This is a genomic window from Polaribacter staleyi (assembly GCF_038024045.1).
GTDB lineage: Bacteria > Bacteroidota > Bacteroidia > Flavobacteriales > Flavobacteriaceae > Polaribacter > Polaribacter butkevichii.
The window spans coordinates 1,820,890-1,834,704 of record NZ_CP150665.1; the positions used below are offsets into that span (position 1 = coordinate 1,820,890).

The window sequence follows — 13,815 nt, forward strand, 5'->3', positions numbered from 1 at the left end:
GTGATTTAAAGTTTCCAAATTGTATCTGTAGATATATTTAACGTCTTTGAACGTAAAGCAACGTTTTAATACATAAAAAGCGCTACATAAATATGTAGCGCTTTCTTTTAAATTAAAAAGATAAACAAGTTAAAACCCTGTACCAGGAGCTTCTGGACTTTGAGCTTGTGCTTTCTGCGGATTTAAGATTAGATAAGTACCTAAAGCTGTTAATGCCGCATATTTACCGTAATTACCAATCTTTTTTAAAGCATCCTTACGAGAAATTTCTTGATTGTTTTCTGTGTTTGTTTTTATATTTTTTTTCATGATATATCTTTTTTTCTCGTTAATATTATTCTAAAATGATTTTCTTACTTAATTTTCCAGATTCAGTGGTTAACTGAACAATATAAACACCTGTTGCTAATTTTGGTAAAGCAATTTCTTTAACACCATTAGTATCAAAAGAAGCATTCATTACATTTTTTCCATGAATATTAAATAAAGAAACAGCTGCTTTTCCATTTTTCAATCCTGCTATTTTTAAAGTTGAACGATCAGATTTAAAGATGCTTACGCTATTTAAAATAACATCATCTTCTGTAGATAAAGCAGAACTTCTAGTATGAAGGTAAAAACGACCAATACCATTAGATGCTTCTGATACAGAAACTTTATATTCAGCATTTACTTCATTTAATTGCGTAAATACATTTTCTTGTCTATCTTCTAAGTAAATATTTAATCCTGAAGGAATATTTAATGCCTCAGCTGTAAAAGTAATTTCTTGAGTACCTTCTACCTTAACACCTACAGGTACAACCATCTTTTCTAAATCTGCGTTTGGCAATCCTTGAACTTGGAAAGCTTCACCTGAATTACCATCCAATAAATTAGTAAACACATCTAATTCATTTGGTAAACCTGTAAAAGTTGCTCCGTCTAAACCATTATCAAAAGATTTAGTTGCATTGTTAGCATAGTATACTCTTGCAAATCTATTAAGCTTTCCGTTAGTTACATTTAAAATAATTTCTGGTTTAGCTTCAGATCTTAAAAAAGTATCAGGAGATTCATGACTTTGAATTGCTTTTGCAAAACTAACGTTTCCTCCTGCAGTAGCACTTACAAAGAAACCTTGACCTGGCGCTACTTTAAAATCATCTCCAGTAACTTTAGCATCATAGTTTTTAGTTGATGGATTCCAGATCCAAATAGTTTGACTTGTTAACAAAGCTGTATTTGTTGTTAAAAAAGTAGCACTATTAATATATGACGTATAAGGATTACCTACTAAATTAAAAGGTGTTCCTGCACCTACAGTAATTGCAGATGTAACACCTTTTGTATTAACACTACCAGTAAAAGAAACATCTCCTGTATTAGTTCCTCTCTTCATAGAATACCCTTTCCCGTTTGTAAAAGAACTTGCAGAACCATCTGAATAACTCCAATTGCTAGCGGCAACAGCATTATTGTAAGTAGCAATTCCTTTGTTAGTTCCAGTTCCACTTGCAATATCGTTATCAGCTATCCAAGTTGTTCCTGTACCATATGCTTGACCAACTACTGGAGCAGCAATTAAATGCCATCCTTCTAGATTACCAGCAGTATAACTTAATTCTCTTTTGTAAGTTACTTTTCCTCCTGTTGCTAAATTATTAACAATAAGCGATGTACCTGTTTCCGCTACAACAGATCCTGTCTTATTTGTATGTAATTCATCTACAGTTAAAGATCTATTAGCACCAGCTGTTAAAGTAAGTACATTACCATCATTTACAAATATTTCTTTAGCAACCTCACTATCAAAGAAAATATTAACATTATTTTTAATATAAACTATATCTGTTGCAGTTGGCTCTAAACCGCTATCCCATGTTGTACCTAAACTCCAACCAGCAGAAGTTCCTGTAGTAGAAATATAATCAGCATCAGCAATTGCCTCTAAACCATCAACATAAACAACAACAGAATTACCATTATCTGCAGCAACTTTAATAGTAGTTTTTACACCGTCTGAAACCACTGCATCTGCAGTATTATCTAAATTTCTAAAAGTAATTTCTTGAGTTAATCTATGCCATTTACCTTTCTCTAAATCTTCGGTATCCCAATTAATTGTTTGAAATCTAGACGTTGAACTTGCATCGAAATTTGTTTGAATTCTTGCAGGATTACCAGACTCAATGTATACATTAAGAACCATTAAATGCTTTCCTGCAGCTGTTGTTGTAAATTTTGAACCAGCAGGATTACCAGCACCACTACCTATAAAAATTCCACTAACATCAGCTGTACCAGCATTACTAGTTTCCATCTTAAAACTATAATCTCCTTCAAAAACCTGTGTATCTGAAAAAGAACCTATTCTAGATCCACCACCAGGAAAAAAGACCCCTGTAGTATTTGCGTTACCATTTAATGTAGGTTCTATAGTACCTGGAGTAGAAATATCAGCTGATTCAGCTCCCACAAACTCCGCGTAAGTAGATGCACTTTGAATATTTAAAAACTCAATAGACTCAACAAATATTTGTTTTCCTCCTTCCTCTACACCTGGTGTACTAGCATCATCAACATAACCACCTCTAAATAATAGAAATACTGTTTCTGTAGCTTCACCCCAAAAAGAAGGACTATCTGGTTGATTTGCTGCTTGACCACTTTGAGCCCATTCTCCACTACCTATAGTTTCTGGCCCATCCAATTTTATATAATACGTTTTAAATACAGCTGAATTAGCATCTATACTTTGGGTTAACCATATTGTAGTAAAACCTCCTCCTGGTTTATCTTCTTGAACAGCAAAACGAATTGAAGTTGCACCTGATTCATTTTTTACACGAATTTTCATATAGTTATTTACGGTACCATTTAATGGAGCTGGTGCATTAATTGTCGCATTGTTACTTGTTCTAGTAAGTATTAACCCCCCATCATTTGTCCAACCATTGGTTGCATCGTCATCATCAAAGGTTGTGCTTGCCATTTGAAAACCATTTGACCATCCTTCAGTATCTGAAGCGAATTGATATAATTGCGCATTCATATTAAAACTAACTAACCCTAGGATAGCCAGTAATAAAAATGATTTTTTAAGTCCTCTTTTCTTCATAATTTTTAAATTTAATTTAAGTTAATTGTTATTGTTGTAAAACTACAACCGTAGTTTTGTTCTCTATTCTTAATTTTTACCACCTAACTAATCAAAATTACCTTTATAGTATTCTATATTGATGCACCTATATTAGAATTCTTTGGCAATTAACTACTTAAGTTATCTTTTACTGTATTCTGTAATACATAAAATGTTTGTTTCCGTACAAATCTCTTGTTTCGTACTACATTGTATTTGGTTCTATTATAAGTCGTATTATTTAATAAGAAAGCCTCAACTTAAAAATAAGTTGAGGCTAATTGGGGGGTAATTTGAAAGAAAGTAATTATTTTACTATAACTTTCTTTGTTTTAGATTTACCTTCAGAAGTTACTCTTACTATATAAATTCCGCTTGTCATACCTGCTAAAGAAACCGCACTGTTTTCATTTAATTTTTGGATATCTTTTACTTTACTTCCTAAAATATTATACATTTCTAAGCTACTGTTTAAAGGAGCCTTTACGTTTAAAGTTTGCGTTTTATTATTTACATAAACGTTAGTACCATCTAAAACGTTGTTTTCTACATTTAAAACATTATCTAAGGTAAGAGTTGCAGTCATTTGGTCTATATAAACCATATCTCCAGCATTTAAGTTTTCTACCACCTCTCCTTCCGTATCATCAGTCCAATCTATCCCAAACCAAAAAATAATTCCATCAAAGTCTTCAGTAACTTCTATATTAAAAGTTAGCTCTTCCCAATCCATAGTTGTATTTGTTGTACTTACAGTAGCAATTGGTTTACCATCTATTTCAGTGCCACCTAAAGACAACTTTACTCTTGATGATATTTTTATAGGTGCAACTCTATTTGTTTTTACCCACATTTTAATTTGGATATCTGAACCCGCAGTATATACACTTGGATATGTTTTTTCATGAAGTGTAAAATTCCAAAAAGGTTTGGTAGCGTCTGCGCTAAAATTAAATCCTAAACTTTGACCACCATCATGAAACTCTGTTGTAGTCAATCCTCTAGTAGCAAAATCTACATCTCCGGTAAGATGAGCTGTACCTGTAGGCCCATCAAAACTTGGGTTTTTAATAAACTCACTAAAAGTAGCAGCTGGCATAGATGTTAAAAATTCTATTTCATCTAAGAAAAAATCTCCTGTATCTGAAGCACTATTTTTTCTTACCATTATATAGAAATTAGTAATAGTACCTTTCCATAAGGCAATATCACTCATATCTATATAAGAAACAACATACTCGTTAGAGTCTGGAGCTAAAATATTAAAATCAACATTTTTGTTATTATCGGTTTTAATTGCTGCATCATCTACATTTTTACCACCAATTCGAATAGAAGTTCCTTTTGTACCATTTTTATATTTAATTCTTATAAATTTGGTAGCATCTGCATCAATCCCTGTTTCTGTTACATCGTTAGCACCAACCTTAATACCAAAATTAGCATTATCTGTTGTTCTATTTAGTTGTAATGCTCCATCATTAGCAACTCCTTCTGTTGCAGCATGCGTTACTGCTCCGTTAGAACCAAAGCTAGCAGACCAACCTTCTAAACCAGAACTAAATGTAAATGTTTGAGCACTTAGGCTTAAAGCAAAAAACGTAAAGCCTAAGAATAAAAATGTTTTAAGTATTCTTTTTTTCATAATAATTAGATATTAAATTGTTTACCTCAAAGAAAGAAAACACGTTAATTTTCTTTGTATCTAAAAATAAAAACAATGTTGTTTTTAGTAAATAACTATAAATGAATAGAGTAAGCAACTATTTACAATACTTGTAAAATTTTACATATTATGAAGAAAAAAGGTTAAAAAAGGCGACCATAAGTCTATACTTTACTTTTATTAGTATAAAAAATAAAATCACTCAACGGAATTACATACATGTAAAGTTGAGTGATTATATTTATAAAGCAATAAAAAAGGTATTTAAGAAAACTTATCTTCGTTCTCTTTCGCATATTTACTTGGAGAAACTTCGTATTTTTCTTTAAATATTTTTGTGAAATGTGTTCTACTTTTAAAACCTGTCATTAAAAAAACTTCATTTACAGACAGTTTTTTATGCACTAAAAATTGAGCTGCCTTTTTAAGACGATACATTTTTATCAACTCAAAAGGAGTTTGATTTGTTAACACTTTTACTTTCTGATAAAAATGTGTTCTATTCAAATAGAGTTCTTTAGCTAATGTATTGATATCGAAATCTTGATTATCTAGATTTTCTTCCATTATACTATACAACTTTTCTAAAAATGCATTATCATTTCTATTATTCTTATTGTTTTCTTTTGTTAACGGAATACCAACTTGATACCTTTCTCTTAATTGTTTTCTATTATTAAGTAATGCTTCTGTATTTGTAATTAAACGTTGTACATTAAAAGGTTTCTTTATATAAGCATCTGCCCCATCTCTTAATCCTCTAACATGATCTTCTATATTAGTTAAAGCTGTAAGCAGAATTACAGGAATATGACTCGTTTTTAAATCAGATTTTATGGCGATACATAAATCTAACCCATTTAACACAGGCATTTGCACATCACTAATAACAATATCTGGCCAATTATGCTCTAAAGCATCTAAACATTCTTGTCCGTCTCTAAAAGATTTTACCGTAAAATACTTAGATAATATGCCAGAAACATAGTTTCTCATTTCTAAATTATCTTCAGCATAAAAGACCAAGGATTCAGAAAACTCACCACTAACACTAACCGTTGTTAAATCTTCTTGTACTATTTGTTTATCAATAACAATTTCTTTTTCCTTAGGTAGTATTACTGTTGCTTCATCTAGCTTTTCATCTTTTTCTACTTGTTGTTTTACAATTGGCAACTGAATACTAATAGTAGTTCCCTGATCAATTTTACTTTCGGCTTTTATATAGCCATAATGCATTTCTACTAATTTTTTAGAAAATGCAAGACCAATTCCCGAACCCGAAATATGTTCTGCTTGTGTATTTTGAGATTGATAAAATCTTTCAAAAACATGTTCTAAATCTTCTTCTTCAATTCCCATCCCCGTATCACTCACAGAAATAATCAAATCTTTTTCAACACAACTAAATTCAATTTTAATTGTATCACCCGCTTTTGTATATTTAAAAGCATTGTTTATTAAATTATTGCAAATTTTTTCTATTTTACCTTTATCTGCAGAAACTATAATATCTTTATTTTTAGCAACAAGTTCAAAATGTTTTTGATCTTTACTTGCCAAAAACATAAAATCATTTGATAATTCTTGTAAAAAATCATTAAAATTAAAACGAGAATAATTCATTTTTAACAAATTCGCCTCTGCCCTTCTAAAATCGTGAACTTGATCTACTAACTGTCTAATTTTTTTTGTTTGACGCTGCACGAGTGCTAGTTTTTCTGAAACATCAAGATTATTCTTATACCTTTCTAATAATACTTCTATAGGTCCAGAAATAAGTGTTATAGGCGTTTTAATTTCATGAGAAATATTTGAAAAGAAACGTAATTTAGATTCATTTAACTTCTTAACAGAATCTATTTCTAATTTCTCTATGGCTACATTATGGTTTAAAGATTGAATTTTAGTAATAATAAACACAACTAGATAAAGCAAGAAAATAGCAAGCAACGCATATATAAAAAATGCCGTATTAGTTTTCCAAAAAGGAGGCACAATTGTTATTTTTAATTTCTTTGGAGCTGTCCATTCATTTAAAGAATTAGAAGCCATAAAACTTAACACATATTCCCCTGGTTGCAAACCACTAAAGTTAATTGTTCTATCGGTAGATGTTGTTTCAATCCAATCTGTATTGGTTGGAGATAGCATGTATTTTAATGAATGGTTCTTAGGATTAGAGAAGTGTAAACTCGCAATATCTAACGAAAAAACATTTTCATTATACTGCAAGGTTATTTCATTTAATTCTGATAAACTTTTCGTTAAAAGAACTCTATTATTAATGGTATCTCCAGGGTAAATTTTTTGATTAAATAATTTAAAATCCTCTAATACTACTTGCGGTAATTCTTCTTTATTGATAATATCTGTTGGATTAAAATAACAAAAACCATCTAATCCAGAAAAGAGTAAGGTTCCATTTTTTAATTTTTCAGAAGCAAACCAAAAATCTTCAAAAGGCAAACCGTCAGCTAAATTAAATTTTCTAAATACTTTACTTTTTAAATCAAACTTATTTAATCCAATATTTGTTGAAATCCATAAACCATGCTCATTGTCATATAGTATACTTTTTACAACATTGTTAGAAAGTCCATCTTTTTCTGTAAACGGAAAAAACTCGAGTACCCCATTATTTTCCTCCACTTTACAAATTCCTCCGCTTTCTGTACCAATCCATAAATCATTATTAGGTAACCTTAATACCGATGTTACAAAATTACTAGATAACGATTTTTTATTATTTTTATCCTGTAAAAATTGTCTTACACTTAACTTTTCTAAAGGTTTATTTTCTGAATTTTCGACTCTAAACAAACCATCAGAATCTGCTCCAATCCATATAAAAGGCTTTAAAGGATCTGCATAAACAAACCTAGCTAAAGACAGTTTTTTCTTCTCAAAATAAGGGGTATTATTTAAAGACTCAAAACTTTTAATGTTATTAAATTTGTCTAATGATATTTTATAGACATCCTGAGAACAACCAATCCAAATATTACCAAACTTATCTTCTGTATAAGATCTAAATGAATGAGGTGAAATATTCTTTAAAACAGAAGCCTTAACTTTTTCTATGTTTTTTTCTCCTTTTTTAACTCTAAAAAAACCAGCACCAGTAACTTTAAACCAAGTATTTTTTTTAGAATCTACAAAAACCGAAGAAACACTTAATAAATACTTTTCTGGAAGGTTAAAAGGCAATGGTTCAAACTTTCTTGTTTCTGTATTAAACAAACCAATACCACCAAATGTTGCGGTTACATAAACTCTTTTATCATCTAAACTAGAAAAATTGGTAACACTGTTAGAAGCAATACCATATTTATAATTCATCTCTTTATTATACTTCTTAAAAGGACTCTCTTTTATATTAAATTGATATAAACCTTCATTATAAGATCCTACCCAAATAGTATTTGATGTAGATAAAATGCTACTTATTCTTAATCTATCTACACTGTCTTTAAAGTGATATTTTACAAATGGCTGAATGTTGTTACAATTAATTACAGATTTAATATCTTTAATTTTCATAAGCCCCTTATTCATAGCACCTAACCACAAATCTCCTTTTGGGTCTACACACAAACGGTTAAACTGTCTATCTGTAAGTATTTTTTTTATTAAGGTAAACTCATTATTCACTTTATTATAACAAACAACCCCAATACCTTTTGTTAAATTAACAAGAGATAATGTTTCATTTATTGCAATAATACCTGTTGAAGATTCTATATCAGGATCTAAAATTTTATTAAAACTATTTTCGCTGATGTCAAAAAAATACAATCCACTAGAAGTTGTAAAAACTAAATTTCCATCATTTAATTCAAGAACATCATAAAAAGTTAGCTCGTTAGGATCTTTGACTAGTGGAACAAACTGATTTAATAATTTATAATTTTCATCGAAAAGAAACACTCCATTCCCCTCTGTTAAGCAGTAAATTTTATCGTTTTTCTTATTGATAAAAACCTTTCTAATAATAGGGCCACTACTATCTTTGCCTATCAGTTTATTAGAATATATTTTTACAAATTTTTCTTGAGAAGATTTATAAACCGTTAACCCTTGATCAGTACCTATCCATAAATTATTTTTATAATCTTCGGCAATTGATCTTACCCTATTACTTGTTAGAATATCCTTATCTATGGTGTTTTTAAAAGTGGTTAATTTATACCCATCATATTTACTAATCCCCACATAAGTACCAATCCACAAAAAACCATCATTCGATTTTAAAACAGAAGTAACTCCATTATGCGCTAACCCATCTGATATTGTAATTTTTTTTACATTTGCAAACTCATTTTCTTGTGCTTTAATATTCAGAAATAAAAACACAAACACTAAAAACAGAAAATTAAACTTATTAAACATACATTAAAATGAGCTTCAAAAAAAGTAAATATCAATAGATAACTTTAACCTTTCCTTTATTTAAACAATGAGATTACAAAAAAACTAAATTTTAGGCTAGCAACAACTACATTTACTTCCCTTTTAATTCAATATAAATGTAATTGTTTTTCTAAGTAAAAACAACCAAATAAAAAAAATTGATTTTTTTTCAAAAAAATGAAATAAAAATTTGCCTAAACAATAAAAGATATTATATTTGCACCGCTCTTAGAAATAAGAGTAATAAAAAGAAAAGTTCTTATTAAAATAATGACTGCGAAAGTAGCTCAGGGGTAGAGCATCACCTTGCCAAGGTGGGGGTCGCGGGTTCAAATCCCGTCTTTCGCTCTGTTCAATTACCATGCTGAAGTGGTGGAATTGGTAGACACGCTGGACTTAAAATCCAGTGGTCAGTAATGGCCGTGCGGGTTCAAGTCCCGCCTTCAGTACAATAACCGTTGTTAATCTTACGATTTTCAACGGTTTTTTGCTTTTACAATCTTAAAACTTCTGTCTTTTTTTTTAAAATTCAATAATTTTAAGTTTTTACAATTTTATAAAAAAAAGCTAAACACATAGAAATAAACCACTTACCCTCTAAATAAAAATTACTTCTTAAAAAACAAAATAAAAAGTATTTTTTTATCTTAAAAATTGTGATTTTATAATAAAAAGACACTATATTTGCACCTCTCTTAGAAATAAGGGTAAGAATAAAAGTTCATAAAAATAATAAAGTAAAAAGTATATCATATTAAAGATGTATATTTTTTTTGCTTTGCTACATAAAAGACCAATGCTGAAGTGGTGGAATTGGTAGACACGCTGGACTTAAAATCCAGTGGTCAGTAATGGCCGTGCGGGTTCAAGTCCCGCCTTCAGTACAATAACCGTTGTTAATCTTGCGATTTTCAACGGTTTTTTGATTTTATAAACTTTTTTGATTGCCTTTTTGGGACAACTTTCAAACAACAAACTAAACCTCTTTAGAAAAACAAGTATATCGTCTTTCTAAAAAGGTTCTTTAAAATTTATTTTACACTTTAGTATCTGCTTAAACAGTTAAAGGATTAAACCAACTTTGTACCAAATTACCTTCCAAAGATTCAATGGTATTATGTATATAATCGTTTTTAATTATATCATAATGATACTCTCTAGACCACTCTTTGATATGATTAGATAGTTCTAATAAGGATTCGCAAATAAAATCAATTTCTTTGTTTGTCATTGTTGGGTGTATCGACAAACGAACCCAACCTGGTTTTTCTGTATTACAACCTTCGTGAATTTGAAGCCCTATATTCCTTGAGGTTTGCTGATCTACATTTAACAAAAAGTGACCATAAGTACCCGCACAAGAACATCCACCACGTGTTTGAATACCAAAACGATCATTTAATAGTTTAACCACTAAATTGAAATGGTAATTTTCAAAATAAAATGAAAAGATTCCTAATCTTTCTTTTTGATCAGGAGCCAAGATATTAACTCCTGGTAAAGCTTCTAATGTTTTAAAAATACGAGAATTCATCTCATCTTCTCTAAGCTTTATCATCTTTACACTCATTTCCTCTTTTAACTGAATCGCAAGTGCTATTTTGATGGTTTGTAAGAATGCTGGAGTACCGCCGTCTTCTCTAGTTTCTACATCGTCAAAATAATCATGTTGTCCCCAAGGATTTGTGTAACTAACCGTTCCCCCTCCAGGATTATCTGGTACCGTATTTTTATATAACTTTTTGTTAAAAATTAAAACTCCTGAACTACCAGGACCTCCAAGAAATTTATGAGGTGAAAAGAAAATAGCATCTAGATATTCTTCTTCATTTTTGGGATGCATATCAATATCTACATAAGGTGCAGAACAAGCAAAATCTACAAAACAAAGTCCATTGTATTTATGTGTAATTCCTGCAATTTTATGATAGGGTAATTTAATACCCGTAACGTTTGAACACGCGGTTACAGAAACCATCTTTATAGGATGCGCCTCATAAGCTATTAAAAGCTTTTCTAGACTTTCTAAACAAATAAGACCTTGATCATTACAAGGAATTACCTTAACAACCGCAATAGTTTCTAACCATGAAGTTTGGTTTGAGTGATGCTCCATATGTGACACAAAAACAATAGGTCTTACAGCTTCTGGAATTGCAGTATAATCTTTTAAGTTTTCTAAAACTTTTAATCCTAGAATTCTTTGAAACTTATTTACAACACCAGTCATACCAGAACCTTCTGTAATTAATACATCATCTTCTGATGCATTTACATGTTGTTTTATTTTTGTTCTTGCTTCATGATAAGCGAGCGTCATTGCTGCACCACAAGTTGATGTTTCTGTATGTGTATTGGCCACAAAAGGACCAAAATCATTTAGTAATCTCTCTTCAATTGGGCGGTAGAGTCTACCACTTGCCGTCCAATCTGTGTATATAAGTTTTTTTTCTCCGGATGGAAACATAAACGTTTGATCTACACCAACTATATTTTTCCTAAACTTATTAAAATACAGTTCTAATTCTGTATCTTTTTTATCAAGTAATGAATTCATTTTTAACAGGTTTTAAAAGAATTTATTTAAAATAAAAATTACTTTTTAAAGTTTGAAACACCGTCTTTTAACCAATTTTTATAGGCTTTTACATCTGGTGTATAAGCAACAGGATCTATCAAATTATTTTCATTATGATCCATCAACACATACATTGGCTGTGTATTTGTTTTGTATTTAATTGTTTGTAATTCGCTCCATTTTTGTCCGATGTATTTTAACTTCTTACCCGGTTTTAATTTTGATTCTACAACCTCATTTTCTGGTAAAGGTCTTTTATCATCTACATACAATGAAATTAGAATTACATCATTCTTTAGCACACCTAAAACACTTGGTTTTACCCAAACATTCTGTTCCATCTTTCTACAATTTACACATGCTTTACCTGTAAAATCGATCAATACTGGTTTTCCTACTTTTTTTGCATAGGCTAAGCCTTTGTCATAATCATTAAAAGCTAAAATATCATGTGGCGCCATTAAATGAGCTCCATCTGGAATATCAGAATGTACAGCTTCTCCACTTCCTAACTTAGAAAATCCAACTCCGTAAGGCGATTCACTGTAATGTTGTGGTGGCGGAAATGCACTAATTAAATTTAAAGGTGCTCCCCACAATCCCGGAATCATATAAATTGTAAATGACATAACTATTAACCCTAAACTTAATCGCCCCACAGAAATGTGTGTAAGTGGGCTATCGTGTGGTAATTGTATTTTTCCGAATAAGTAAAATGCAAGAGCTCCAAAAACGGCTATCCAAATGGCTAAAAACGATTCTCTTTCTAACAAATGTAAATCTAAAACCAAATCTGCATTTGACAAGAATTTAAAAGCCAAGGCTAATTCTAAAAATCCTAAAACCACTTTTACAGTATTAAGCCATCCTCCAGATTTTGGCAAAGAATTTAACCACCCTGGAAAAGCTGCAAACAATGCAAATGGCAAGCCAATTGCTAAAGAAAAACCTAACATACCTACAATTGGACCTAGCTGGCTACCGCCCGATGCTGCTTCTACTAATAAGGTTCCTACAATTGGGCCTGTACATGAAAAAGAAACAATTGCTAAAGCTAAGGCCATAAAAAAGATACCAATTAACCCGCCTTTATCTGCTTGAGAGTCTACTTTATTTGCCCAAGAATTAGGTAACATGATTTCAAAAGCACCTAAAAACGAAGCTGCAAAAACCAATAATAATAAAAAGAAAATTACATTAAACCAAACATTTGTTGACAATGCATTTAAGGCATCAGCTCCAAAAACTAGACTCACAAATACTCCAAGCAATACATAGATTACAATAATAGAGATTCCGTAAATAATAGCATTCTTAATTCCGGCTGCTTTGGTTTTACTTTGTTTTGTAAAAAAACTGACTGTCATAGGAATCATCGGAAACACACATGGTGTTAATAACGCTGCAAAACCAGATAAAAAAGCAATAAAGAAAATGGCAAACAACCCTTTCTTTTCAGAAGAGTTTTTATTCTTGTTTACATTTTTAGTAGCAACAACATCGGTCTGTTTATTTTCTTTTACTACAGCAGGTTTTCCTGGGTTTATAACAAAGTTTAAATCGACTTCTGTGGGTGGAAGACATCTAGAATCATCACAAACCATAAATTCTACAGTTCCTTTTATTTGATTTACATCTCCTAAAATTTTAATCTTTTGTTTAAAAACAGCTTTATGTTCGAAGAATTTAATCCTCATATTAAAAATAGGATCATCAATAGTATGTCCTTCTTCTTCTATGGTTTCTCCATCTAAAACAATAGATTCATTGGTTATATACTTAAAAGTAGTAGGAATTGGACCGTCTTCTGGAACGCTTTGCGAATACAAATGCCAACCTTGTTCTATAGCAGATTCAGTAATTAAAATGTATTCTGTATCAGAAACTTTTTTTATAGACGTAGACCAGGTTACTGGGTTTTCTATTTGAGAGAATACTCCTAAACTAACGAATAGGACTAAAAAAAATAATACTTTTTTCATTTTGGTTATTTTTAAATTAAAAATGGGGTTATTACACTATATCTAGATAATAACC

General features: G+C 30.6%; 6 protein-coding genes and 3 tRNA genes. 3 read left to right on the forward strand and 6 right to left on the reverse strand.

The genetic code is table 11. From position 1 onward, the window contains the following. Nucleotides 1-129: 129 nt before the first annotated feature. The 4 genes from WHD07_RS07855 to WHD07_RS07870 all read right to left on the reverse strand — a co-directional run bounded on the left by WHD07_RS07855 (nucleotide 130) and on the right by WHD07_RS07870 (nucleotide 9,179). Nucleotides 130-309, reverse strand: a complete 180-nt coding sequence (locus tag WHD07_RS07855) for a hypothetical protein (protein ID WP_343330730.1) — start codon at nucleotides 307-309, stop codon at nucleotides 130-132. A gap of 25 nt (nucleotides 310-334) precedes the next feature. After that, nucleotides 335-3,100 (reverse strand): T9SS type A sorting domain-containing protein, encoded by a 2,766-nt coding sequence (locus WHD07_RS07860; protein WP_343330731.1) that lies wholly within the window; start codon nucleotides 3,098-3,100, stop codon nucleotides 335-337. A 328-nt stretch (nucleotides 3,101-3,428) separates the two neighbouring features. Beyond that, complete coding sequence (locus tag WHD07_RS07865; protein ID WP_343330732.1) at nucleotides 3,429-4,766, reverse strand: T9SS type A sorting domain-containing protein; 1,338 nt, start codon at nucleotides 4,764-4,766, stop codon at nucleotides 3,429-3,431. 285 nt (nucleotides 4,767-5,051) lie between these two features. Continuing rightward, nucleotides 5,052-9,179 carry a hybrid sensor histidine kinase/response regulator transcription factor gene (locus tag WHD07_RS07870; protein ID WP_343330733.1) on the reverse strand — a complete coding sequence of 1,376 codons (4,128 nt, stop codon included), beginning with the start codon at nucleotides 9,177-9,179 and terminating at the stop codon, nucleotides 5,052-5,054. A 297-nt stretch (nucleotides 9,180-9,476) separates the two neighbouring features. On the opposite strand from WHD07_RS07870, the gene WHD07_RS07875 reads away from it, so the two are divergent. From WHD07_RS07875 to WHD07_RS07885, 3 genes are all read left to right on the forward strand, one after another. Next, nucleotides 9,477-9,548 (forward strand) — tRNA-Gly (locus WHD07_RS07875). 15 nt (nucleotides 9,549-9,563) lie between these two features. Next, a tRNA-Leu gene (locus WHD07_RS07880) sits at nucleotides 9,564-9,649 on the forward strand. Nucleotides 9,650-9,998: 349 nt separating this feature from the next. After that, nucleotides 9,999-10,084: transfer RNA gene (locus WHD07_RS07885), tRNA-Leu, on the forward strand. A gap of 170 nt (nucleotides 10,085-10,254) precedes the next feature. Here WHD07_RS07885 and WHD07_RS07890 read toward each other — a convergent pair. After that, complete coding sequence (locus WHD07_RS07890; protein ID WP_343330734.1) at nucleotides 10,255-11,757, reverse strand: aminotransferase class V-fold PLP-dependent enzyme; 1,503 nt, start codon at nucleotides 11,755-11,757, stop codon at nucleotides 10,255-10,257. Nucleotides 11,758-11,795: 38 nt separating this feature from the next. After that, the gene (locus WHD07_RS07895) at nucleotides 11,796-13,760 is read right to left on the reverse strand and encodes a protein-disulfide reductase DsbD family protein (RefSeq protein ID WP_343330735.1); all 1,965 of its coding nucleotides are present in this window, start codon (nucleotides 13,758-13,760) and stop codon (nucleotides 11,796-11,798) included. Nucleotides 13,761-13,815 lie beyond the last annotated feature (55 nt).

Bases quoted from the DNA above. Each gene is read 5' to 3' on its own strand.
- WHD07_RS07855 (WP_343330730.1), bottom strand. From the start codon at position 309: ATGAAAAAAAATATAAAAACAAACACAGAAAACAATCAAGAAATTTCT.
- WHD07_RS07895 (WP_343330735.1), bottom strand. From the start codon at position 13,760: ATGAAAAAAGTATTATTTTTTTTAGTCCTATTCGTTAGTTTAGGAGTA.
- WHD07_RS07890 (WP_343330734.1), bottom strand. From the start codon at position 11,757: ATGAATTCATTACTTGATAAAAAAGATACAGAATTAGAACTGTATTTT.
- WHD07_RS07865 (WP_343330732.1), bottom strand. From the start codon at position 4,766: ATGAAAAAAAGAATACTTAAAACATTTTTATTCTTAGGCTTTACGTTT.
- WHD07_RS07870 (WP_343330733.1), bottom strand. From the start codon at position 9,179: ATGTTTAATAAGTTTAATTTTCTGTTTTTAGTGTTTGTGTTTTTATTT.
- WHD07_RS07860 (WP_343330731.1), bottom strand. From the start codon at position 3,100: ATGAAGAAAAGAGGACTTAAAAAATCATTTTTATTACTGGCTATCCTA.